The organism is Mesorhizobium sp. B2-3-7, assembly GCF_006442695.1.
GTDB lineage: Bacteria > Pseudomonadota > Alphaproteobacteria > Rhizobiales > Rhizobiaceae > Mesorhizobium.
The window spans coordinates 111047-133055 of the sequence record NZ_VFVV01000001.1; the positions used below are offsets into that span (position 1 = coordinate 111047).

General features: G+C 65.4%; 21 protein-coding genes. 3 read left to right on the forward strand and 18 right to left on the reverse strand.

The window, feature by feature from the left end; all coding sequences use genetic code 11:
• Positions 1 to 75 precede the first annotated feature (75 nt).
• From FJ940_RS00575 to FJ940_RS00585, 3 genes are read right to left on the reverse strand one after another with little or no spacing between them, the layout of a single operon-like run.
• Positions 76 to 1077 (reverse strand): 4-hydroxyproline epimerase, encoded by a 1002-nt coding sequence (locus FJ940_RS00575; protein WP_140654830.1) that lies wholly within the window; start codon positions 1075 to 1077, stop codon positions 76 to 78.
• 16 nt (positions 1078 to 1093) lie between these two features.
• Positions 1094 to 2407 carry an FAD-binding oxidoreductase gene (locus FJ940_RS00580; RefSeq protein ID WP_246670970.1) on the reverse strand — a complete coding sequence of 438 codons (1314 nt, stop codon included), beginning with the start codon at positions 2405 to 2407 and terminating at the stop codon, positions 1094 to 1096.
• Positions 2408 to 2434: 27 nt separating this feature from the next.
• Positions 2435 to 3328, reverse strand: a complete 894-nt coding sequence (locus FJ940_RS00585; protein WP_140654832.1) for a dihydrodipicolinate synthase family protein — start codon at positions 3326 to 3328, stop codon at positions 2435 to 2437.
• Positions 3329 to 3444: 116 nt separating this feature from the next.
• Between FJ940_RS00585 and FJ940_RS00590 the strand changes: the two genes are divergently transcribed.
• Positions 3445 to 4089, forward strand: a complete 645-nt coding sequence (locus FJ940_RS00590) for a GntR family transcriptional regulator (protein ID WP_224518934.1) — start codon at positions 3445 to 3447, stop codon at positions 4087 to 4089.
• A gap of 85 nt (positions 4090 to 4174) precedes the next feature.
• On the opposite strand, the gene FJ940_RS00595 is transcribed toward FJ940_RS00590, so the two are convergent.
• Both FJ940_RS00595 and FJ940_RS00600 read right to left on the reverse strand, forming a co-directional pair.
• A complete protein-coding gene (locus tag FJ940_RS00595; RefSeq protein WP_140517526.1) occupies positions 4175 to 4474 on the reverse strand; it encodes a hypothetical protein in 300 nt (99 codons plus the stop codon).
• A 346-nt stretch (positions 4475 to 4820) separates the two neighbouring features.
• Positions 4821 to 6317 (reverse strand): CoA-acylating methylmalonate-semialdehyde dehydrogenase, encoded by a 1497-nt coding sequence (locus FJ940_RS00600; RefSeq protein ID WP_140654835.1) that lies wholly within the window; start codon positions 6315 to 6317, stop codon positions 4821 to 4823.
• A 351-nt stretch (positions 6318 to 6668) separates the two neighbouring features.
• Here FJ940_RS00600 and FJ940_RS00605 point away from each other — a divergent pair, with 351 nt between their 5' ends.
• Positions 6669 to 7550 carry a LysR family transcriptional regulator gene (locus tag FJ940_RS00605; protein WP_140525022.1) on the forward strand — a complete coding sequence of 294 codons (882 nt, stop codon included), beginning with the start codon at positions 6669 to 6671 and terminating at the stop codon, positions 7548 to 7550.
• Between the two features lie 224 nt (positions 7551 to 7774).
• Here FJ940_RS00605 and FJ940_RS00610 read toward each other — a convergent pair whose 3' ends face one another.
• The 10 genes from FJ940_RS00610 to rsfS form a co-directional block, all read right to left on the reverse strand.
• Positions 7775 to 9031, reverse strand: coding sequence for a D-amino acid dehydrogenase (locus FJ940_RS00610; RefSeq protein WP_140525021.1), 1257 nt, complete (start codon positions 9029 to 9031; stop codon positions 7775 to 7777).
• A 123-nt stretch (positions 9032 to 9154) separates the two neighbouring features.
• Positions 9155 to 9742 (reverse strand): nucleoside-diphosphate kinase, encoded by a 588-nt coding sequence (locus FJ940_RS00615; RefSeq protein WP_224704299.1) that lies wholly within the window; start codon positions 9740 to 9742, stop codon positions 9155 to 9157.
• Entirely contained in the window at positions 9711 to 10133 is a 423-nt protein-coding gene (gene rnk, locus FJ940_RS00620; protein ID WP_140493045.1) for a nucleoside diphosphate kinase regulator, read from the reverse strand. The genes FJ940_RS00615 and rnk overlap by 32 nt, the downstream gene beginning before the upstream one ends.
• A 275-nt stretch (positions 10134 to 10408) precedes the next feature.
• Positions 10409 to 11548 (reverse strand): alanine racemase, encoded by a 1140-nt coding sequence (gene alr / locus FJ940_RS00625; RefSeq protein ID WP_140628077.1) that lies wholly within the window; start codon positions 11546 to 11548, stop codon positions 10409 to 10411.
• Between the two features lie 92 nt (positions 11549 to 11640).
• Positions 11641 to 12162 carry an RNA pyrophosphohydrolase gene (locus FJ940_RS00630; RefSeq protein WP_140493512.1) on the reverse strand — a complete coding sequence of 174 codons (522 nt, stop codon included), beginning with the start codon at positions 12160 to 12162 and terminating at the stop codon, positions 11641 to 11643.
• 30 nt (positions 12163 to 12192) lie between these two features.
• The gene (locus FJ940_RS00635) at positions 12193 to 13368 is read right to left on the reverse strand and encodes a divergent polysaccharide deacetylase family protein (RefSeq protein WP_140525019.1); all 1176 of its coding nucleotides are present in this window, start codon (positions 13366 to 13368) and stop codon (positions 12193 to 12195) included.
• A gap of 198 nt (positions 13369 to 13566) precedes the next feature.
• Positions 13567 to 14898 (reverse strand): S41 family peptidase, encoded by a 1332-nt coding sequence (locus FJ940_RS00640; RefSeq protein WP_181165202.1) that lies wholly within the window; start codon positions 14896 to 14898, stop codon positions 13567 to 13569.
• Position 14899: 1 nt separating this feature from the next.
• Positions 14900 to 16279 carry a murein hydrolase activator EnvC gene (locus FJ940_RS00645; RefSeq protein WP_140654837.1) on the reverse strand — a complete coding sequence of 460 codons (1380 nt, stop codon included), beginning with the start codon at positions 16277 to 16279 and terminating at the stop codon, positions 14900 to 14902.
• A 167-nt stretch (positions 16280 to 16446) separates the two neighbouring features.
• A complete protein-coding gene (gene rlmH, locus FJ940_RS00650) occupies positions 16447 to 16929 on the reverse strand; it encodes a 23S rRNA (pseudouridine(1915)-N(3))-methyltransferase RlmH (RefSeq protein WP_140517517.1) in 483 nt (160 codons plus the stop codon).
• A gap of 84 nt (positions 16930 to 17013) precedes the next feature.
• Positions 17014 to 17391 (reverse strand): ribosome silencing factor, encoded by a 378-nt coding sequence (rsfS, locus tag FJ940_RS00655; RefSeq protein WP_135902362.1) that lies wholly within the window; start codon positions 17389 to 17391, stop codon positions 17014 to 17016.
• Between the two features lie 242 nt (positions 17392 to 17633).
• Between rsfS and FJ940_RS00660 the strand changes: the two genes are divergently transcribed.
• Positions 17634 to 18485 (forward strand): mechanosensitive ion channel domain-containing protein, encoded by an 852-nt coding sequence (locus FJ940_RS00660; protein ID WP_140525015.1) that lies wholly within the window; start codon positions 17634 to 17636, stop codon positions 18483 to 18485.
• Here FJ940_RS00660 and FJ940_RS00665 read toward each other — a convergent pair whose 3' ends face one another.
• The 3 genes from FJ940_RS00665 to FJ940_RS00675 form a co-directional block, all read right to left on the reverse strand.
• Positions 18486 to 19784, reverse strand: coding sequence for an MFS transporter (locus FJ940_RS00665; RefSeq protein WP_140654840.1), 1299 nt, complete (start codon positions 19782 to 19784; stop codon positions 18486 to 18488).
• A 101-nt stretch (positions 19785 to 19885) separates the two neighbouring features.
• Positions 19886 to 20473 (reverse strand): nicotinate-nucleotide adenylyltransferase, encoded by a 588-nt coding sequence (locus FJ940_RS00670; RefSeq protein WP_140493506.1) that lies wholly within the window; start codon positions 20471 to 20473, stop codon positions 19886 to 19888.
• Between the two features lie 248 nt (positions 20474 to 20721).
• A complete protein-coding gene (locus FJ940_RS00675; protein ID WP_140624961.1) occupies positions 20722 to 22008 on the reverse strand; it encodes a glutamate-5-semialdehyde dehydrogenase in 1287 nt (428 codons plus the stop codon).
• Position 22009: the final 1 nt, after the last annotated feature.

A 22009-nucleotide genomic window follows, 5' to 3' on the forward strand; every position in this document is an offset into this window, starting at 1 on the left:
TGATGAGACGATTTGTTGCGCTCGTGACAGCAATCCTTTTTGTCCTTCCCGACCTTCCGCAGCGTGATGAATCGCCTATTTGACGACGAAGCCGTGCGCGAACGGATCGCGGTCATCGATGAAGATCGTGTTGAGCCCGGTCATGCGCGCCCAGCCGCCGATCGAGGGAATGATCGCCGGCTTGCCTGCGACCGTGACGTCGTTTTCAACCTTGCCCTTGAACAGCGAGCCGATGATCGATTCATGGACGAACGCATCGCCGGCCTTGAGCTTGCCCTTGGCATGGAGCTGCGCCATGCGCGCCGAGGTGCCCGTGCCGCACGGTGAGCGGTCGATCGCCTTGTCGCCGTAGAAGACCGCGTTGCGCGCGTCCGCACCCGCCACCGTCGGCTCGCCGGTCCACAGCATGTGCGACAGCCGGTTGATGCTCGGATTCTCCGGATGCACGAAAGAGTATTTCTCGCTAAGCCGCTGCCGCACCACCGGGCTCCAGGCGATGAGGTCGCCCGCCGAATGGTCTGCCATGTCGCGATAGTTTTTCTGCGGCTCGACGATGGCGTAGAAATTGCCGCCATAGGCGACGTCGACGACGATCTCGCCGAGCCCGGGGCATTCGACCGTCAGGCCCTCGGCATGGAGGAAGGAGGGCACGTTGGTGATGCGCACGTCTTCGACATATTCGCCGACCTGTTTGTATTCGGCGATGACCAGGCCGGCCGGTGTGTCGAGCCTGAGCACGCCGGGCGTCGTCGGCTTGATCAGCCCGTGCTCGATGGCCATCGTCACCGTGCCGATGGTGCCGTGGCCGCACATTGGCAGGCAGCCCGAGGTCTCGATGAACAGGATGGCGATGTCGCAATCCTCGCGCGTCGGCGGGTAGAGGATCGAGCCGGACATGACATCGTGGCCGCGCGGCTCGAACATCAGGCCGGTGCGGATCCAGTCATATTCGGCCAGGAAATGCGCGCGCCGCTCCATCATCGTCGAACCCTGGAGCAGCGGGCCGCCGCCGGCGACCAGCCGCACCGGGTTGCCGCAGGTGTGGCCGTCGATGCAGAAGAAGGATTTCCTGGCCATGATGCTCCTCGAAAATTCAAAACCGTTGTGGACTGAAGGGGGCCACGTCGATCGGCGGAGTCTGCCCCAGGACAAGCTCGCGGATCAACCGTCCCGTCGCAGCAGCCTGGGTCAGGCCAAGATGGCCGTGGCCGAAAGCGTAGACCACCGGCCGGCTTCCCGATGCGCGGCCCACGACAGGCAATGAATCCGGCAGCGAGGGACGAAACCCCATCCATTCGCGTCCGCCCGAAGGATCGAGGCCCGGCAGGAAGTCTTGCGCCTTGCGCAGCAGCGCCTTCGAGCGCGCGTAGTTGGGCGGCCGCTCGATGCCGCCGAGCTCAACCGCGCCGCCGATGCGCAGGCCCGTGTCGAGCGGCGTGATCACGAAGCCTTGGCCGGAGAAGATCAGCATCCGCTTCACGTCGAAGGCGGCCTTTGGCAACGTCGTGTTGTAGCCGCGCTCGGTTTCGAGCAGAATGCGGTCGCCGAGCTGCCGCGCCAGCAGATGCGACCAGGCGCCGGCGGTGACGACCAGGTGCCGGGCTTGCCGCGTCGTGCCGTCGGCCAGGGTCAACGTCGCGCCGTTCCCGTCCGCGGCGACGCCGGCGATGCGGGCCTTCTCGAACCGCGCGCCCTTGGATTGCGCATAGTCCCAGATCGCCTTGCCGAGCAGTTTTGGATCGGCGATTGTCTTCCAGCCCGGCACGAACGTGCCTTTGCCGAAGCGCGGCGACAGGCCGGGCTGCAGCTCCGCCAGCTCCTCGCCGCCGACATGGCGGAAGCCGATGCCGAAGCGCTGGCGCGCCGCCCAGCCGGACAGCGAGGCCTGGAATTCGGCCTCGCTTTCGTAGAGTTCGAGCGAGCCATCCTCGCGCAGCATCCGCCTCGTGCCGGAGCGGTCGAGCAGGCCCATCCATTCGGCCTCGGCGAGCGCCATCATTGCGGCCTGCGCCACCAGGCCAGCCTCGTAGTGCTTCGCCGAGCCGGCACGCCAGAAGCGGATCAGCCAGGGCAGCAGCTTCGGCAGGTAGGCGGGCGGGATGGCGAGTGGGCCGAGCGGATCGGCCAGCCATTTCGGCAATTGCCGGAGCATGCCCTTGTGCGCCAGTGGCAGCACGTCGGAAAAGGCGAAGGCGGCGGCATTGCCGGAGCTCGTCTCCTCGCAGATGCCGGTGCGGTCGTAGACCGTGACGTTTCGCCCCGCCTCGGCAAGAAACGCCGCCGCGCAGATGCCGATGATGCCGCCGCCGACGATGGCGATATCTATTTCTTCTCCCTGTTCACGGGGAGAAGACGCCCGCAGGGCGGGGCGCCGCCGCGCTTCCATCGATTTGGAACTTCCTGTCACCTGGGCGCCGCCTCTCGGAAGAAAGCCTCAGAACGCCGGTAGTGTCGGCCGCACCGCCAGTGCGTCCTTGACGATCTTCTCGACCGCCTTGCGGCGCTCGCCCGACAGCGGCTGGCGCGGCATGCGGACGCGGTCGTTGGTTTGAATGGCGAACACCTCGGCAAGCTTGATGTTCTGCACCAGATAGGTCGAGACGTCGAGATCAAGCAGCGGCCGGAACCAGCGATAGATGGCGAGCGCCTCTTCGCGGCGGCCCCGCTGCATCAGCTGGTAGATCGCCACCGTCTCGCGCGGGAAGGCGGTGACGAGACCGGCCACCCAGCCGATGGCGCCCACCGACAGCGCCTCGAAAGCGAGATTGTCGACGCCGGTAAACAGGTCGTAGCGGCTGCCCAGGCGATTGATGATCTCGGTCGAGCGCCTGATGTCGTCGGAGGATTCCTTGATGGCGACGAAGCGCTCGTCCGACGCCAGCTCCTCCATCTGGTCGACGGTGACATCCACGCGGTAGGCGAGCCGGTTGGAATAGATCATGACCGGCAAGTCGCCGGCCTCCGCGACGGCGCGCAGCGCCGCCACCGTCTCTTCCGCATTGGTATGGTAGATCGGGCTGGGCACCACCATCAGGCCGTTGGCGCCTTCCTTGGCGGCGCGGCGGGCGATGCTGGCGGCCTCGCGTGTCCCGGCCTCGTTCACCGTCAGCAGCACCGGTTTCTTGCCAGCCACCTTCTGCGCGGTTTTCAGCACTTCAATCTTTTCGTCATGGGACAGCATCGGCCCTTCGCCGAGCGATCCGCAGACGATGATGCCGTCGCAGCCGGCCTCGATCTGCAAGCCGAAGCAGCGCTCCATCTCGGCATGGTCGAGGCGGTCGTCCGTGGTGAATTTAGTCGTGACGGCTGGGAAAACTCCGGTCCACATGGTCATCGCTCCTCTGATATATCAGCCGTATATCTATTAAGAAAGCCGCTGTCAACACGGATTCTCTTATGATATATGCAAAATATATCAGGAGACCGCCTTTGATATCCATGCAAATGAGCGCTGCGTTCGAGCCGGCTGCGACCAAGGCCTACCGTATGCTCGAGCATATGATTGTCACGCTCGAACTGGCGCCGGCGAGTTTCGTCACTGAAGGCGGCCTGATCGAGAAGCTGGCGCTCGGCCGTACGCCGGTGCGCGAGGCGATCCAGAGGCTGGCTTGGGAAGGACTGCTCGACGTGCGGCCGCGCGCAGGCATCGCCATCGCGCCGCTGCACCCCGGCGACTGGCTGCGAGTCCTCGACGCGCGCCGCGGCGTCGAGGTGGTGCTGGCCCGCTCCGCGGCGCGCTTCGTCACCCGCGACGCAGCCGACCTCTTCCACGATGCCGCGCTTGCCATGCAGAAGGCTGTCATCTCCGGCAACGTGCTTGCCTTCATCCAGGCCGACAAGACGCTGGACGAGGCGCTGGCGCGGGCTGCCGACAACCCGTTCGCGGCCAGGCTGGCTGCCCCGCTGCAGACCCACAGCCGCCGCTTCTGGTTCCGCTACAAGGCCGATACCGGCCTGGCGGAATCGGCCGAGCATCACGTCGCGCTGATCCGCTCGATTGTCGACGGTGACGAGGAAGCCGCCGCGAAGGATGCCAAGCGGCTGATGGCATTGCTGCGCGCCCATGCCGAGGCGGCCGCCACACGTTGAAGCATACCGCCCGACACCGACCTCGGTTCAGGACAGTGCATGCCCAAGACTACGCGTCGCCTGAACCGCTTCGACGCGATGAGGCTCAGGCTCCTGGCAAGGCCGCCTTGATCGTCGGGCTGTCCCAGCCCTCGCCGACGGACAGGATGCAACTCTGGCCCTTGGTGTCGGAGGCGAGGACGGTCCAACTGCCCTGTTCGGAAACGAACACCTCAAGCACCACGTTGGGATTGATCAGGCCACGCCCGGCCTCGCTTTCGTGGAAATTCTCGCCGAGCGCCTTGACGATGTCGGCGCGTGCCGCACATTGGCCGGCTGCATTCGCCGGCCCTATCGATAGCGCCGCCGCGGCGCATAGCAGCATGGACATAAGACGTTGTGCCATCGGACACCTCCTTGCGCCCGACGATGCGATGCTAACGGTCAGCCGTCGGCGCTCTGGTTGCCTGCCATGCCTCCTCCAGGGCAGGATCGTAGCTCTAAGTCCTGGCGCCCTCGCCGGTTCCATCACATTAGCGTTTGCAAAATAAACGGCCCGAGCCAGGGGACTCGGGCCGTAGATTTTTGGGTGGTCCTGCCGGCCCGCGCGGCCGCAGCCGAAGGCGAGGACGCGCAAGCGGACAAGCGTCCGGCTAGTTCATCGTCGGGATGACGAAATCGGCCCCGTCCTTGATGCCGGCCCGCGCGCCCCGCAGCCGAAGGCGAGGACGCGCAAGCAGACAAGCGTCCGGCTAGTTCATCGTCGGGATGACGAACTCGGCCCCGTCCTTGATGCCGGACGGCCAGCGCGAGGTGACCGTCTTGGTCTTGGTGTAGAAGCGGAACGCGTCCGGACCGTGCTGGTTGAGATCGCCGAAGGACGACGCCTTCCAGCCACCGAACGTGTAGTAGGCGATCGGCACCGGGATCGGCACGTTGACGCCGACCATGCCGACCTGCACCCTGGAAGCAAAGTCGCGCGCGGCGTCGCCGTCGCGCGTGTAGATGGCGACGCCATTGCCCATCTCGTGGTCGTTGGCGAGCTTGATGGCGTTCTCGTAAGTCGGCGCGCGCACCACCGACAGCACCGGTCCGAAGATCTCTTCCTTGTAGATGCGCATGTCCGATGTGACGTTGTCGAACAGGCAGCCGCCCATATAGTAGCCGTTCTCGTAGCCCTGCATCTTGAAGCCGCGGCCGTCGACGACCAGCTTGGCGCCTTCCTTGACGCCGATATCGACATAGCCCTTGACCCGCTCCAGCGCCTGAGCGGTGACCAGCGGACCGAAATCGGCGGCGGAATCCGTCGAGGGGCCGACCTTCAGGCTTTCGACGCGCGGCACCAGTTTTTCCATCAGCCGGTTGGCGGTGTCGTGGCCGACCGGGACCGCCACCGAGATCGCCATGCAGCGCTCGCCGGCCGAGCCGTAGCCAGCGCCGATCAGTGCATCGACGGTCTGGTCCATGTCGGCGTCGGGCATGATGATCATGTGGTTCTTGGCGCCGCCGAAGCACTGCACGCGCTTGCCTGACGCAGTGCCGCGCGAATAGATGTAATGAGCGATCGGCGTCGAGCCGACGAAGCCGATAGCCTTGATATCGGGGTCGTCAAGGATGGCGTCGACGACTTCCTTGTCGCCGTTGACGACATTGAGGATACCGGCAGGCAGGCCCGCCTCGATGAACAGTTCGGCGATGCGGATCGGCACGCCCGGGTCGCGTTCGGAGGGCTTCAGGATGAAGGCGTTGCCGCAGGCGATCGCCGGCGCGATCTTCCACAGCGGGATCATCGCCGGAAAGTTGAACGGCGTGATGCCGGCGACGACGCCGAGCGGCTGGCGCATCGAATAGACGTCGATGCCGGGGCCGGCACCGTCGGTGAATTCGCCCTTCATCATGTGCGGCGCGCCGATGCAGACCTCGACCACTTCGAGGCCGCGCTGGATGTCGCCCCTGGCATCGGCGATGGTCTTGCCGTGCTCGCGCGCCAGGATGTCGGCCAGTTCGTCATAGTCGCGGGCGACCAGTTCAAGGAACTTCATAAGGACGCGCACGCGGCGCTGCGGGTTGGTCGCGGCCCATTTCGGCTGCGCCGCCTTGGCGTTCTCGACCGCCGCGCGCAGTTCCGCCTGCGAGGCCAGCGCCACCGTGCCGCGCACGGAGCCGTCCATCGGCTGCATCACGTCCTGCTTGCGGCCGCTGGTGCCGGAGACACGCTTGCCGCCGATGAAATGACCGTATTCGATCATGATGTCTCTCCCTGTGTTTATGATGGTGCATTGTCCGCCTTTGGCACGCCGATGGCAACGCGAGGGAGAACGCAACCGTTGTGCAGAAAATAGACAGCGGTTGACGGGAGAGCATCAATTCTCGCAAATGAGAAGGGTCACAAAGATGACGTTCACGGATTGATAGATTGAGTTCCTTCACGCCCCTCTGTCCTGCCGGACATCTCCCCTGCCTTCACCCTCCCCCTTGTGGGGAGGTCGGCGAGCGGTCGGAGCGGAGCGGAGATCGTTCGACGGGGTGGGGATCAAGCGCCGGCGTCGCCCCTACCCCGCTCCGCTACGCGGATCGACCTCCCACAAAGGGAGGGTAAAATGAACTGGGATGACGTCCGCATCTTTCTCGCCGTGGCGCGCGCCGGGCAAATCCTTGGCGCCGCCAGGCGGCTGGAACTCAACCACGCCACCGTCTCGCGCCGCATCGCCGCACTTGAAGACGCGCTGCGCACGAAACTCTTTCGCCGGCTGACCACCGGCAGCGAGCTGACGCCCGCCGGCGAGCGTTTCCTCGATATTGCCGAGCGCATGGAGGGCGACATGATCGCCGCCCGCTCGACAATATCGGGCGAAGGCGACGACGTTTCGGGCACGGTGCGGATCGGTGCGCCGGACGGGTTTGGCGTCGCATTCCTCGCCCGGCGCCTCGGCGCACTGACCGCGCTGCACCGTGAATTGACGATTCAGCTCGTACCGGTGCCGCGCTCCTTCTCCCTGTCTCGCCGCGAGGCCGACATTGCCATCACCGTCGAGCGCCCGACCGAGGGCCGGCTGGTAGCGGGCAAGCTGGTCGACTACTCGCTCGGCCTGTTTGCCTCGCGTGCCTATGCTGAAGCCCACGGCCTGCCCCAGACCGCTGCCGAGCTGGGACGGCATAAATTGATCGGCTATGTGCCAGACCTCATCGTCAGCCCGTCGCTCGACTACGCCGCCGAATTCAGCGCTGACTGGCGCACCAGCTTCGCCATTTCCTCCGCGCTCGGGCAGGCCGAAGCGGTGCGGTCGGGCGCCGGCATCGGCATCCTGCACACTTTCGTCGCCCGCTCGATGCCGGAATTGGTGGCCGTCGACGTGGTGGCGCCCATCCGCCGGGCCTACTGGCTGGTCTATCACGAATCGGTCAGGCCGCTGCGCCGCGTCCAGATCGTCGCCTCCTTCATTACAAAGGCGGTGGAGCGGGAGAGAAATCTTTTCGTCTGACGCATGTCGGCCATCGCAGCTTCTTCCACGACACGGAGAACGGCATGATGGTGCTCGACCCCGCCTTCTTCGCCAGATGACGAGTATCTCGCCCATTCCAATCGGTCGCCACCGAAGTGACCATCCCGTGGGCTTACCGGCTGCTGTTCGACGAGGGCTGGGTGAAACAGGCGTTCTGACGCGATATCCCCCGGCCGCGCCCGCCGATGGCGAGCGGGCGGCGTCTATTTCAGATAGCGCTCCTGCGCCAGCGCGCGGGCGTCGATATCGGGCACTTTGTTCGAGATGATGTCGGCCAGCACCTTGGCCGAGCCGCAGGCCATGGTCCAGCCGAGCGTTCCATGGCCGGTGTTGAGGTAGAGATTGGAAAGCTCCGTGCGCCCGATCAGCGGCGGCCCGTCCGGCGTCATCGGCCGCAGGCCGCACCAGAACGTCGCCTCCCGCATGGCGCCGGCTCCCGGGAACAGGTCGCCGACCGAGTGTTCGAGCGTGCGCCGTCGCGATTCGTGCAGCCGGAGGTCGAACCCGGAAATCTCGGCCGTGCCGCCGACGCGGATGCGGTCGCCGAGCCTCGTGATCGCGACCTTGTAGGTTTCGTCCATCACCGTCGACACCGGTGCGGCGGCGGCATCCTTGATCGGCACCGTGATCGAATAGCCCTTGACCGGATAGACCGGGATCGGCCGCTTCATCCGGCGCATGAAGTCCGCCGAATAGCTGCCCAGCGCCATCACATAGGCATCGGCGGACAGCCAGCCCTTGCTGGTGCTCATATTGTTGACGCGGTTGCGGCTGCGGATGACGCGCCATATCGTCGTGTCGTATTCGAACTTGACCCCGCGTGCCACGCAAAGCTCGGCCAGCCTGTCGGTGAACATCTTGCAGTCACCGGTCTCGTCGCCCGGCAGCCTCAGGCCGCCGACGAATTTTTCGCGCACCGCGGCCAGAGCCGGTTCCGCCGCGATGCAGCCGTCTTGGTCGAGGATTTCGTAGGGCACGCCATATCTCTTCAGCACCTCGACATCGCCTGATGTGCCGTCGAGCTGCTTTTGCGTGCGAAACAGCTGCAGCGTGCCCTGCGTCCGCTCGTCATAGGCTATGCCGGTCGCCTCGCGCAGCGCCTTCAGCGTGTCGCGGCTGTATTCGGCCAGCGGCACCATGCGCGACTTGTTGACCGCGTAGCGTTCGGCGGTGCAGTTGCGCAGCATCTTGACCAGCCACGTCCACATATGCGGATCGAAGGCCGGCCGCACCACCAGCGGACCATGCTTCATCAGCAGCCATTTGATTGCCTTGAGGGGGATACCGGGCCCGGCCCAAGGCGAGGCATAGCCGGGCGAAATCTCGCCGGCATTGGCGAAGCTGGTTTCCAGTCCCGGCCCTTTCTGGCGGTCGATCACGGTCACCTCGTGGCCAGCCTCGGCGAGATAATAGGCCGTGGTCACCCCGATCACGCCACTGCCCAGCACCATGATTTTCATTCATTCACTCCTTGCCGCGCCGAGCGTCCTCAGGACGCCCGTGGACGCGGCCGTATTTTCGATTTGCGCATGATCCCGAGCGAAAATCGATGTCGATCTTCGAGACCACGCGCCGTTGCCCATTCACGCCGCCGAGGGACCGGGGTCGTCTTCTTCTGTCTGCCGCATTCCGGCCGTCTCGCCAAGAGGCCGCCAATCGGCTGCGGCACTGTAGACGAGCCTGAGCCCGTGCGGTCGGCGCGCGTCAGCCTGGTCTTTCTGCCTGATCGTGCGCCGGGCAGCTTCCGGCTGGTAAAGCACGGCCTTGATCAGGATCGACTCCCGCCTGCCGTCGACGTGTTCGACCGTTGCCGTCTGGCCTTGCGCCATGCCAAGCATGCAGAGCCCGCGCCTCGTTGCGACCGAAAGGCTGGAGCCGACCGGCCCGCGCACCTCGTGTTGCACCAGGGTTCGCGTTTCGGCGGGACCGGCATCGACGCCGAACACCACCCTGCTGTTCAGCGTAACGATGTCGGGGCCGACCGAATCGATCGGCACGACATCGGCGCGTGAAAGCTTGTGTTCGAGCATGCGCACGATCGGATCCGCGAACGCCCGCCGGCGCTCCAGCATGACTTCGAGAACGGCGAAGTCCTTCGTCGTCAGGCAACAATTCGTGCTCGTCATCACCGCCTCGCCATCAAGCTCGTTGCGGGCCGGAAGCCGGCGCATCGACGGCCTCGACGGTCACTGACAGTTCCCGGCCGCCACGACCGTTCCAGCAAACCGCCTGCCCAACACTCGCGCCAATGAGCGCGGTTCCCATCGGCGTCAGCACCGAGATGCGGTTCTCGGCTATGTCGGCCTCACCCGGGTAGACCAGCATGATGCGCTGGGCGTCGCCGCTTTCGCCGCGCACGATCACCGTCGAACCCATTCGCACCACACCGGCCGGCATCGCCGCCGCGTTCGTGACGACGGCCCTGTCCATTTCCGAAAGCAGCTCCTCGGCCGTCTCGGGCGCGCGATCGAGCAAAGCCCTGGCCAGGCCCGTCAGCCTGTCATGGTCGGCGTCGCTGATCAGAAGATGGCTGTTTGGACGCAGTTCTTTCGCGTGTTGCATGGCAAACCTCATGGACCGGCGCATCGAGCGGATGCGCGCCTGCCGGCGCGCTGGCGACGGCGTGATGAAAGGCCGGCAGCCGCGAAGGGCTGTTCGGCTTGATGGCGATTGTGGATGTATGGATGCCCCGGTACGGACGGACGCCGGAAGGCGGCCGCGCCGGGGCTACGATCCCGCGATCGGGCAGACCCTGAAGAAGGTTTTGATATAAGCGAGCTTGCTCATGTGCCAAAGCTTGCCGAATGGCGCCCGCTTGTCAAGCGCGGCCAAACCGCTCAACCGCCCAGATAGCGCCGGTGAAAACGCGTTCCGAGGCTGGCCAGGATTTCATACCCGATGGTGCCGGCATGGTCGGCAGCATCGTCGACGCTCTGTGAGGGCCCTAGCAACTCCACCAGGTCGCCCTCTCCGAGCCGGCCGGGCGGCAAGGCGGAAATGTCGAGAATGATCGAGTCCATCGACACGCGCCCGAGGAAAGGCAGGCGCACCGCCTCGAACCATGCGGCCGAAGCGGAGCGGCGCAGCCAGCCGTCCGCATAGCCGAATGAAATCGTCGCCAGGCTGAGCGGGCCCTGCGCATGGTAGCTGTGGCCATAGCCGACGCCAGTGCCCTTTTGGACACTGCGCGTCTGCGCCACCTTGGCCTGCAGCCCGACCACGGGCAGCATCGGGTTGGCTTGGCCAGGCGTCGGGTTGATGCCGTAGAGGGCGGCACCGGGCCGGGCGAGATCGCAATGATAAAGCGGGCCTAGAAAGATGCCGGAGGAGTTGGCGAGCGAGGCCGGCGCCACGGGTAGCATGGCACGCAACCGCGCGAATGCCAGCCTCTGCTGTTCATTGGCCGGGTGGCGCGGTTCATCGGCGCAGGCCAGGTGGCTCATCACATATCTGACGTCGATGCCATCGAAAGCGCCGACATCCCCGGCCACCGCCTCGACCTCGGCTGGCGCCATTCCAAGCCGCGACATGCCGCTGTCGACCTGGACGGCAGCCGGGAGCCGACGCCCGGCGCGGTGTGTCGCTGCGCGCCAGGCTTGCAACTGTGCGCCACTGTTGATGACAGCGCACAAGCCAGCCGCCACCGCTTCCGGCTCGGAACCCGGCGGCAGCCCGTTCAGCACGTAGATGTCCGGTCCGGCCCCCACCGCCTTGCGCAGCGCGATGCCTTCGGACAGCAGCGCGACGAAGAAGATGTCGCAGCCTTCCTTCATCAGCGCCGATGCCACTTGCGCGGCGCCGAGACCGTAGCCGTCGGCCTTGACCACGCCCGCGCAGCGCACGCCGCCCAGCCGCGCCTTCAGCCGCCGGTAATTTTCGCGGATCGCGCCAAGGTCGATGGTGAGGATGGCCCCGGCAGCAGCCTCGCTTGTGGCGTCGGCTTCCTCGGGCAGCGATCTTTTGGGGGCGTCGTGCATGGCGGCCCTTCTTGTGGCGGATGGACATCAATAAGACGGTCGAACCGGCGCGGCAACCGCTGGCGTTTGAACCGCGGCCGCGGCCCGTCCGGCTATGGCACAAGGTGACGGAACGCCGTCACCACGTCTTCATAGACCTTGCGCTTGAACGGCACGATCAGGTCGGGCAGCTCCTGCATCGGCCGCCACGACCATTTGTCGAATTCGGCGGTGTGGCCGCCGGGCGGCGGATTGATCTGGATCTCGCTGGTATCGCCATGGAAGCGGAAGGCGAACCATCGCTGCGTCTGACCCCGATAGCGCCCCTTGAAGGCGACGCCGACGAGGTGGTCCGGCAGATCATAGTTGATCCAGTCCGGCGCCTCGGCGAGCAGCGAGACGCTGCGCATGCCGGTCTCCTCATAGAGCTCCCGCTCCGCCGCCTGCAGCGGCTCCTCGCCCTTGTCGATGCCGCCTTGCGGCATCTGCCAGAGCTGCGTGGTGCCGGCGAATTCGCTGTCCGGCTCGGCGATACGATGGCCGACCCAGACCAGGCCCTCGGCGTTGAGGATCATCAGCCCGACACAGGGACGGTAGGGCAGCGTCTCGCGGTCGACCTTCTTCGTCTTCGGCATCATTCAGTCTTTCAAGCTGTTTCCCGGTGGCTAGCCCTTTTGCGGATCGATCGCCACCGCTGAAATCGGCACGATCTCGATGCCGCGTTTCTTGGCCTCGGCCGCCCATGACGACACCGTGTCGACCGTCAGGTCGAAAGCGGAGCCGATGCCAACCGCGGTTCCCTTGGCACGGGCGGTCGCCTCCAGGCTGTCCAGTTTCTTCAGGATGGCGCCGCGATCCTGCACGGCGTCGATCGCCGTGTCGCCGGAGACGAAGGGCACGCCGTCCTTCAGCGCCAGATCCGGCGCCAGGCTACGCGCCGACGAGCCGTCGTCGATATAGGCGAGCCCGCGTTTGCCGAGCTCGGCCATGAAGGGTTCCATTGCCGCCGGGTCGGCGGAAAACCGCGCGCCCATATAGTTCATGACACCGGTATAGTTCGTCGTCCGCGACAGTGCCCAGCGCAGGTTCTTCAGGTTCTCTTCCGCGCTCGCCGCCACCGTCAGCGTGTTGCGCCCGGGGTTGACATTGGGATAGTCGAACGGTTCGAGCGGCACCTGCATGACGATCTCGTGGCCGCTCTGCCGGGCGGCCTGCATCCAGCGGCCGATGCTGTTGCCTTGCGGCGCGAACGCCAGCGTCACTTCCGCCGGCAGCTTGGCGATGGCCGCCTGGGTGCCGGTCTGTGAAACCGCGAGCCCGCCGATGACGATCGCCACGCGGGCGCCGCGCGCGCCTGACCACGGCCGCGCGTAGACATCGAAGGGCCGCCGGCCGTCTGCGGCGCGCACCGGCAAGGGGCCGGCATCGCCGGCCTCGATCAGCGCCCTGTCGGGAATATGCGCGATCTTCAGGTTTTGGCCGATGGTCGACGGATCGCGGATGACGATTGCCGCCTTGGGCGGACCATCGCCTTCCTCTGTCTGCACATGGATGATCTGCGGGCCCCCAGCCTTGGCCGGCATTTCCGCCTTTGGCGTCGTGACCGGCGCCAAAGCGGACGGCGCAGCGGTCGGCTCCGGCACCACTTTCGGCGTCGAAACCGCGACTTCCTGCGGCTTGCGAAACGGCTTGTCCCTGAGCGCGATCGCGCCGGAGACGCCGACAACGGCCAGCACGACGAACGCAGCCACGAGCGCACCCACGCTGACCTTGCCGGCGGCGCGCGGCGGACGGACAGTCAGTCCGAGCGGTCGTTCGATGTCCTTGCCGATATCAGCCAAGCCCTGTCCCCGTCCGCATGGCTTCGAACATGGAACCTTTCGAAGAGACATGCGCGAATTCTTCAACCCCGGCGCACCCCTGGCGCCCTGTATCGAGGGATTCGCGTTACCCCCGAATCAAACTGCCGGAACCTTTCGGTCCCGGCAGCATCGCATTGCTTCCATCGGGCGGCCAGACCCGTTGTTGGCCGCCACCTGTTACTGGTTGAGGACAGCCTTCTGCGGATTGGGCGGGAAGGACGGATCGGTCTTCTGGCCGCGCAGAAGCTGCTCGGCATAGATGAGCTGGAGGTCGTTCTTCGGATCCGGCGGCACATAGGCTGCCGAGCCCGAACCGGTCGAGCTCTCGTCGGCACCCTTGATGTGGCCCTTGAGGTCGGATTCGCCGCGCGTCAGGTCCCTGCCCTGCAGTTCCGGCGGCAGCGGCTGGTCGACCTTGATGTCGGGCGTGATGCCCTTGCCCTGGATCGACTTGCCGGACGGCGTGTAATAGAGCGCCGTCGTCAGCCTGAGCGCGCCGTTCTCGCCAAGCGGGATGATGGTCTGCACCGAACCCTTGCCGAAGGACTGCGTTCCGACCACCGTGGCGCGGCGCAGGTCCTGCAGCGCGCCAGCGACGATTTCGGACGCACTGGCCGATCCGCCATTGACCAGCACGATCAGCGGCTTGCCGCCGATATCGTCGACCTGCTTGGACTTGGCGTCGAAGCGGGTAACGTCCTTGGGATCGCGGCCGCGCGTCGAAACGATCTCGCCACGGTTGAGGAAGGCGTCCGATACGCTTACCGCCTGATCGAGCAGACCGCCGGGATTGAGGCGCAGATCGAGCACATAGCCCTTGAGCTTGTCGTTCGGCACCTGCTTCTTGATGGTGTCGATGGCATTCTCGAGGTCGTCATAGGTCTTTTCGGTGAAGGAGGTGATCTTCATGTAGCCGATGTCGTTCTCGACCCGGAACTTGACCGCCTTGACCTTGATGATGTCACGCACCACCGTCAGCTCGATCGGCTTGTCGGCGCCCTGGCGCAGGATGGTGAGCTTGATCGGCGTGTTGACCAGGCCGCGCATCTTGTCGACCGCGTCGTTCAGCGTCAGGCCACGAACCTCCTCACCGTCGATCTTGGCGATGTAATCGCCGGCCAGCACGCCCGCCTTGGCGGCCGGCGTATCGTCGATCGGCGTGATCACCTTGACCAGATCGTTCTCCATGGTGACCTCGATGCCGAGGCCGCCGAACTCACCCTTGGTCTGTACGCGCATGTCCTGCGCCTGCTCGGCGTTCATGTAGGAGGAGTGGGGGTCGAGCGAGGCAAGCATGCCGTTGATGGCGTTCTCGACCAGCGACTTGTCGTCGGGCGGCGTCACATACTGCGCCCGCACCCGCTCGAAGATATCGCCGAAGATCGCCAGTTGCTTGTAGGTCTCCGACCCCGCAGCGTTCGCTGCCGAGCCGGGCGCGCCATAGACCAGGCTCATGGCGGACGCGCCCATCAGCGCACCGGCAAACAGAAGCGACAGTTTCCGCATCATTTCACGTCCTTCCAGAAAAACGGTCCGCCCACCATGGGGCCGGATCGACGGGTTTTCCATCCTTGCGGAACTCGACATAGAGCTCCGGCGTGGCATTTCCATTCTTCGAAGCCGAGGTGCTTGCCACCCGGGCCTCTCCCATCGCACCGACCGGCTCTCCTGCGAGCACTGATTGGCCGGTTGCGACGCTGATTCTGCTCATCCCCGCCAAGACGACATGATAACCGTCGCCGGCATTCAGGATCAAGAGTTGACCGTAGGAGCGAAACGGCCCCGCATAAAGCACATTCCCATCCGCCGGTGCGGTGACGATGGCGCCCGATTGTGTCGCAACCATGTCCCCAAGCATCACCGCGCCGTTACCGTCTTCGGCGCCGAACCGGCGTTTAATGCGGCCGATGACCGGCAGCGCGATCTGTCCTTGCAGCGCCGAGAAGGGTGCCGCAGCGGCAAGCCGGTTGGCCTCGGGAACCGGCAGCGACGCCGTCATGTCGCCGCCCGCCTTACCCCCGCCGGCGTTGTCGCCGCCCGCCTTGTCGCCGCCGGCTTGGCCGGCCTCCGCGGCCTTTGCGGCATCCGCGGCCTTGCGGTTGCGTTCGGCCTGGGCTTCGAGCGAGGCGATCAATTCCTTCAGGCTGCTGGCCTTGGCCGCGAGCGCCTCGGAATGCTGTCGCTCGGCCGACAACTGCGCCTGCGTGTCGGCTTCGAGCTTCTGCTTGGCTTCCAGCAGCATGCCGAGCCGCTTCTTTTCCGCAGTCTGCTCGCCGACTGCCGCCGTCAGCCGTGCCCGCTCGGCCTCGATCGAGGCCGTCACTCGTGTCTGCTCCTTGAGGTCGGCCAGGAGCCTGTCGGTCTGCTGGCGCAATTCAGGCACCACGGCGCCAAGCAAGATGGCGCTGCGCACCGACGACAGCGCGTCCTCCGGCTTGACCAGGATCGCCGGCGGCGGGTTCAGCCCCATGCGCTGCAATGCGCCCAGCACCTCCGCCAGCACGTCGCGCCGCGCCATCAGCGAGGCGCGGATCTTCTGCTGCTGGGTCTTCAGCCCCTCCAGCTTGGCGCCGATGTCCTCGATGTCCTGCCCAAGCTTCTGCTCGGTCATTGCCGACTGGATCAGCGCGGCGGTGATCGAGGCGTGGTCCTTCTTGACCGCGGCGATGTCGGCGGCCAGCTTGGCCAGCCGCTCGGACGACAGGCTTATCTCCTTGGAGATCTGTTCGTATTCGGCGCGGCTCTGGTCCGGATCGGGGGCCATGTCGAGCGTGTTCTCGGCCCACGCGGCATTGAGCGACAGGATGACCACCGCCGCCGCGATGCCGCCGCGCGCGCGCCAGGAGCCCGCTGTCGATGAGCCCGTCGTCGATTTCCAGCCTTCAGCCATGCGGGATGGACTCTATCTGCGGCTTCGTTAACGAACCATCAACCATATTAATGCGCATCGCCCAAAACTGTGCAGCGGTTTCGCACACCGGTGAGCAAAATAGGGAAAGCCGGCCCGAAGCGGTGATCTTGCGCGGCATTGGGGCGGAATTCGGTGCGATGCGACCTTCAGGTTCTGTGATAGGGGTGGCCGGACAGGATCGTCGAGACCCTGTAGAGCTGCTCTGCCAGCATCACCCGCACCAATTGGTGCGGCCATGTCAGCGCACCGAAAGACATCACCAGCTCGGCCTGCGCGCGCAACGACGGATCGTGGCCGTCAGCGCCGCCTATAGCCAGCGCCAGCGCCTTGCGGCCGGCGTCGCGCAACTGGCCGATGCGGCCGGCGAAATCTTCCGAGGACAGGTTCTTGCCGCGCTCGTCGAGCAGGATCAGCGCCGAGCCGGGCTGCAACTGCGCCTGCAGCCTTGCGCCTTCATCGCGCCGGCGTTCATCGGCGTTCTGGGCACGGCCTTCGGCGATCTCGGCGATGCCGGAGAATTCGAGGCCGACAGCCGGGCCGCTCTTGGAGAAACGCTCGAAATAGCGGTCGGCGAGTTCTCTCTCGGGGCCGCTTTTCATCCGGCCCACGGCATGAACGGTAATCTTCATCCTCGCCTCAGAGGGCCGCCGATGCGTGTCGCCCGAAAATCGTCAATGGGCCAGGAACCACGGCACGCATCCAAACCAACCGGCTCAGTGCAAGGTCTCTTCCTCGAGGTCCGGCGCCTGCCACATCTTTTCGAGATTGTAGAATTCGCGGACTTCGGGGCGGAAGACATGGACGATGATGTCGCCTGAATCGATCAGGACCCAGTCGGCGCCGGACAGCCCCTCGACGCGCGCCGTGCCGAGGCCGGCATCCTTCAACGCCTTGAGGAGATGATCGGCAACAGCCGAGACATGACGGTGCGATCGGCCCGACGCGACGACCATGTAGTCGCCGAGGCTCGATTTTCCCTGAATGTCGATTGAGACGATGTTTTCGGCCTTGGAGTCTTCCAGACTGGCAAGGACTGTCTTGATGGCGCGGGACACGGCGTCGTTTACGCTGATCCCGGCCGGCGAAGGCACGATGTCGGCCTTCTTCCGCAGTGCTGTTCTCAGTGTATTTCCTTTCGCAGCAAGAACAACCAAATCACCCCTGAAAGCGGGTGACACCGCTTAGATAGGCAGAGTTCCGTTGCAGTTTCAAGACGGAGCCCCGCTTCCATGCGAACTCATTGAGGCTCCGCTTGTTCCGCGCGACACGCAAAAGATCGGAACCCAGGCGTTCCGCAGGGGTTATCGGCTGATTGATCAACCGGAATCCCATTATGCCGATCGACCCGCAAAATGCCCTCCTGACCGTGCAGGCGGGGCTCTCTCAGCTCAGCGCGCTCATTGTCTCCTATTCCCTTTCGGCGGTCGGCGCCGTCATCCTTCTGGTTGTCGGCTACATCGTCGCCGGCTTTGCCGAGCGTTCGATTTTTGCCGGCCTGGGCCACATCCATGGCTTTGACCAGACGCTGCGGCACTTCTTTTCCAAGATCGTCCGCTATGCCATCCTCGTCCTGGTCGTCATCATGGTGCTCGGCCAGTTCGGCGTGCAGACGGCCTCGATCATCGCCGCGATCGGCGCCATCGGCCTGGCCATCGGCCTGGCGCTGCAAGGCACGCTGCAGAACATTGCCGCCGGGATCATGCTTTTGGCATTGCGGCCGTTCCGCATCGGCGAATCCGTCGAAGTCGGGTCCATTGCCGGCTCGATCGAGGAAATCGGCCTTTTCGCCACCAAGCTCCGGAGCGCCGAAGGCGTCTACATCCTGGCGCCCAACTCGACGCTGTGGAACCAGCCGGTGCGCAATTTTTCGCGCAACGGCGTGCGGCGCGGCGACATCACCCTCTCGATCGGCTCCTGGAACGACATCGACCGCGCCCAGAAGACGCTGCTTGCGATCGCCGCCGCCGAGCGCCGCGTCAAGCGTGAGCCGGCGCCGACCGCCTTTGTCGCGGCATTGGGCGAAAGCACCGTCTCGATCACCTTGCGCTACTGGACATCATCGGCGGATTTCTTCGCCGCCCAGGCCGACCTCACCAAGCGGGCCAAGCAGGAGTTCGACCGCGAACGCATATCGATCCCGCTGCCGCCACCGCAGGTCCCGGCGCCGGAAACCCGCCGGCAATAGTCAATCGCCCCTGTGCCGGTGCTGTTCGTCCGGCGCGAAGGCGAGTTCCACCGGCAATGGCGCTTGCGCCGTCATCGGCGCGAAGCTGCCGGTTTCGGTTGCCGGCACCGGCCGCGCGGTGAACACGCGCAAAAGCACGAACAGGCAGAAGACGCAGGCGATGACCACTGTTACATAGATGAAGGCCTGCGTGCCGAAGACGGCTGACAGCGCGGTCACGATGCCCGGCACGATGAAGCCGGACAGCGACCAGGCAAACAACAAGGAACTCGACAGCGCCACCATGTCGTCCTTGCCGGCGCGGTCGGCGGCGTGGGCACCGGCCAACGAGTAGATCGATTCCGAGGCGCCGTCCCACATCACATAAATCACCAGCAGCACCGCCAGCGTACCGCCGTCGAAGCCGAGCGCAAACATCCCTGCCGCCGCGGCGATCGCGGATGCCGCGACCAGCACATAGCGGCGATCGGTGCGATCGGAAATCCAGCCGAGCGGAACCTGCAGGATCAGCGTGCCGAGCGGCATCACCGAAAGCAGCAGCGCCACGTCGGCCTGGCTGTACCCCTTCGCGGTGGCGTGGATCGGCGCAAAACCGGAAATCGACATGGACAGGCCACCGACCGCCAGCATGCCGGCGACGCCGACCGGCGAAATCCGCCAGGCCCGGCGCAGCGCCACCGATGCCGCCTGCGGCGCCGGCGGCTGGGCCAGCCGGGTCATCCCGACGGGCAGGATGGATAGCGCGGTGAAGGCTATGCCGATCAGCGATGCATCCGCCGTCCTGATGTCGACCAGCGCCAGCGTCGCATAGCCGATGCCGAGCCCGCCGACATAGGCGACGTAGAAGACGGCCATTACCCTGCCGCGTATGGCGTTGGCCACGGCATCGTTGAGCCAGCTCTGCGCGACGATGAAAAGCCCGCATATGGCAAAGCCGTAGAGAGCGCGCGCCGCGATCCACAACAGGGGGTGCGGCCCGGCGCCGATTGCGGCATTCGACAGCGCGATCAGCGCCGACAGCACCATGAAGGCACGGGCATGGCCAACCCTGCGCACCAGCGGTCCGGTCAGGATGCAGCCGGCGAGACCACCCGCCGACAGACCGGTGACGATCAGACCGGCCCAGGTCGGATCGAAGCCTTCCACGCCGAGCCGGACGGGGATGTAAGCGAACATCAGCCCGTTGCCGATGGCGATCAGCGCCATCGACACCACGACGCTGGCAATCGCGATCAGCGGCGTGGGCGTGTCGCCGTGCCTCGGTTCCGTTTCGGTTTGGCTTTTCACGAGAGTGGTCATATCAGCGCAAGATCATCCATTCGATGACGAAAGGCCGCCGCAAAAGCGACATTGCCGGACTTGCCTTCCTCCTTGCGAAGAAAGGGCGCTGTGCGTACCGATCAGCCCTTCGCCTGCTCGCGGATAGCCGTCGACGACAGCGACGAGCGCGGGCCGTGGATGAAGGTCCACGCGGGCGCCTTCATACGGGCGAGCCTTGGCGCATCGCCTTCGTCGATGCGGGCATAGTCGAAGGTCTTGGCCACGACCGACGACAGGAACGACAGCGTCGCGCCCGGACGATCGATGACCGCGATCGGGAAGGTCATGACGATTTCGCGCCAGCGCTGCCAGCGGTGGAAATCGCGCAAGCTGTCGGCGCCCATGATCCAGACGAAGTCGACGCCGGGATTGCGCGCCTTGACCAGCGCCAGCGCGTCGGCGGTGTAGCGCACATGATGCGCCGCTTCGAAGGCGGTGACCTTGATCTTCGGGTTCTTGGCGATCTTCTCGGACAGGCGCAGCCGTTCGGCCAGCGGCGCCAACTCGTGCGTGTTCTTCAGCGGATTGCCCGGGGTGACCATCCACCACAACTGATCGAGCGCCAGCCGCCTGAGCGCGATCTCGGCGACCAGCGCGTGGCCGGCATGCGGCGGATTGAACGAGCCGCCGAACAGGCCGACGGCAAGGCCTTTGCCGGCATGCGGCATTTTGAGGTAGCTGGACGGGATAGGTTGCTCAAGCAGGGAAAGCATTCGCTAGGCACCCCCCTCTGTCCTGCCGGACATCTCCCCCGCAAGGGGGGAGATTAGCAGCTTCGGTGAAGGCACAAATCTTGCAGCATTGAAGATCGGCGAAACCAAAAATGTCAGCCAATCTCCCCCCTTGCGGGGGAGATGTCCGGCAGGACAGAGGGGGGTGGCTGGGCGCAAGCTTCAGGCCCTTTGGACGAAAAGCGTCAAGGCCTCACCTGTCCCGAGCCGCGCACGCGGTATTTGAACGAGGTCAGTTGCTCGACGCCAACGGGCCCGCGCGCGTGCATCTTGCCGGTGGCGATGCCGATCTCGGCGCCCATGCCGAACTCGCCGCCATCGGCGAACTGCGTTGAGGCGTTGTGCAGCAGGATCGCCGAGTCGATCTCGTTGAAGAACCGTTCCACCGCCTGCGCGTCCTCGGCGACGATCGCCTCGGTGTGATGGGAGGAGAAAGTCTCGATATGCTCGATCGCGTCATCAACGCCGTCGACCAGCTTCACCGCGATGATGGCGTCGAGATATTCGGTGACCCAGTCGGCATCGGTCGCCGGCTTGGCGTCGAAGAACAGCTTCATCACCTCGGCATCGGCATGGATCTCGCAGCCGGCGGCGCGCAAGGCGTCGAGGATCGGCACCAGGTGGGTGGAGGCAACCGCACGGTCGACCAGCAGCGTTTCGGCCGCGCCGCAGACGCCGGTGCGCCGCATCTTGGCGTTGACGGCGATGCCGACTGCCATGTCGAGCTTGGCCGAGCGGTCGACATAGAGATGGCAGATGCCTTCGAGATGCGCGAAGACCGGCACCCGGGCCTCGGTCTGCACCCGCTCGACCAGGCTCTTGCCGCCGCGCGGGATGATGACGTCGAGATTGCCGCCGAGGCCTTTCAGCATTTCGCCGACGGCGGCGCGGTCGGCGGTCGGCACAAGCTGGATGGCGTCCTGCGGCAGGCCGGCTGCCTTCAAGCCGTCGACCAGGCAAGCGTGGATCACCGACGACGAGTTCAGCGAATCCGAGCCGCCGCGCAGGATCACCGGGTTGCCGGCCTTGAGGCAGAGCGCGCCGGCATCCGCCGTGACGTTCGGCCGGCTCTCGTAGATGACGCCGATGACGCCGAGCGGCGTGCGCACGCGTTCGATCCTGAGGCCGTTCGGCCGCTCCCAACTGGCGATCACGTCACCGACCGGATCGCCGAGTTCGGCAATTTCGCGAATGCCTTCGGCCATGGCGCGGATGCGGGCGGGATTGAGTTTCAGCCGGTCCATGGAGGACGCCGAGAGGCCGGCTTCATGCCCGTTCGCGATGTCGTTGGCGTTGGCGTCGAGTATGGCTCGCTCGCGGGCGATGATCGCCTGCGCCATGGCGGCAAGTGCCGCGTTCTTGGCGGCTGTCGTGGCGATGGCCAGCGGTCGTGCGGCGGCGCGGGCACGGCGGCCGAGGTCGGCCATGGTCGCCACTGTATCGTTCCGGGATTTTTCATGCAGCTTCAGCATG

Excerpts from the sequence above, each read along its gene's own strand:
- FJ940_RS00585 (WP_140654832.1), bottom strand. The coding sequence starts at position 3,328 with ATGTGGACCGGAGTTTTCCCAGCCGTCACGACTAAATTCACCACGGAC.
- FJ940_RS00595 (WP_140517526.1), bottom strand. The coding sequence starts at position 4,474 with ATGGCACAACGTCTTATGTCCATGCTGCTATGCGCCGCGGCGGCGCTA.
- FJ940_RS00630 (WP_140493512.1), bottom strand. The coding sequence starts at position 12,162 with ATGCCGAAGACGAAGAAGGTCGACCGCGAGACGCTGCCCTACCGTCCC.
- FJ940_RS00675 (WP_140624961.1), bottom strand. The coding sequence starts at position 22,008 with ATGCTGAAGCTGCATGAAAAATCCCGGAACGATACAGTGGCGACCATG.
- FJ940_RS00665 (WP_140654840.1), bottom strand. The coding sequence starts at position 19,784 with ATGACCACTCTCGTGAAAAGCCAAACCGAAACGGAACCGAGGCACGGC.
- FJ940_RS00600 (WP_140654835.1), bottom strand. The coding sequence starts at position 6,317 with ATGATCGAATACGGTCATTTCATCGGCGGCAAGCGTGTCTCCGGCACC.
- FJ940_RS00640 (WP_181165202.1), bottom strand. The coding sequence starts at position 14,898 with ATGATGCGGAAACTGTCGCTTCTGTTTGCCGGTGCGCTGATGGGCGCG.
- FJ940_RS00660 (WP_140525015.1), top strand. The coding sequence starts at position 17,634 with ATGCCGATCGACCCGCAAAATGCCCTCCTGACCGTGCAGGCGGGGCTC.
- FJ940_RS00605 (WP_140525022.1), top strand. The coding sequence starts at position 6,669 with ATGAACTGGGATGACGTCCGCATCTTTCTCGCCGTGGCGCGCGCCGGG.
- FJ940_RS00590 (WP_224518934.1), top strand. The coding sequence starts at position 3,445 with ATGAGCGCTGCGTTCGAGCCGGCTGCGACCAAGGCCTACCGTATGCTC.
- FJ940_RS00610 (WP_140525021.1), bottom strand. The coding sequence starts at position 9,031 with ATGAAAATCATGGTGCTGGGCAGTGGCGTGATCGGGGTGACCACGGCC.
- FJ940_RS00645 (WP_140654837.1), bottom strand. The coding sequence starts at position 16,279 with ATGGCTGAAGGCTGGAAATCGACGACGGGCTCATCGACAGCGGGCTCC.
- rnk (WP_140493045.1), bottom strand. The coding sequence starts at position 10,133 with ATGCAACACGCGAAAGAACTGCGTCCAAACAGCCATCTTCTGATCAGC.
- FJ940_RS00615 (WP_224704299.1), bottom strand. The coding sequence starts at position 9,742 with ATGCGCCGGCTTCCGGCCCGCAACGAGCTTGATGGCGAGGCGGTGATG.
- alr (WP_140628077.1), bottom strand. The coding sequence starts at position 11,548 with ATGCACGACGCCCCCAAAAGATCGCTGCCCGAGGAAGCCGACGCCACA.
- FJ940_RS00670 (WP_140493506.1), bottom strand. The coding sequence starts at position 20,473 with ATGCCGCATGCCGGCAAAGGCCTTGCCGTCGGCCTGTTCGGCGGCTCG.
- FJ940_RS00575 (WP_140654830.1), bottom strand. The coding sequence starts at position 1,077 with ATGGCCAGGAAATCCTTCTTCTGCATCGACGGCCACACCTGCGGCAAC.
- rlmH (WP_140517517.1), bottom strand. The coding sequence starts at position 16,929 with ATGAAGATTACCGTTCATGCCGTGGGCCGGATGAAAAGCGGCCCCGAG.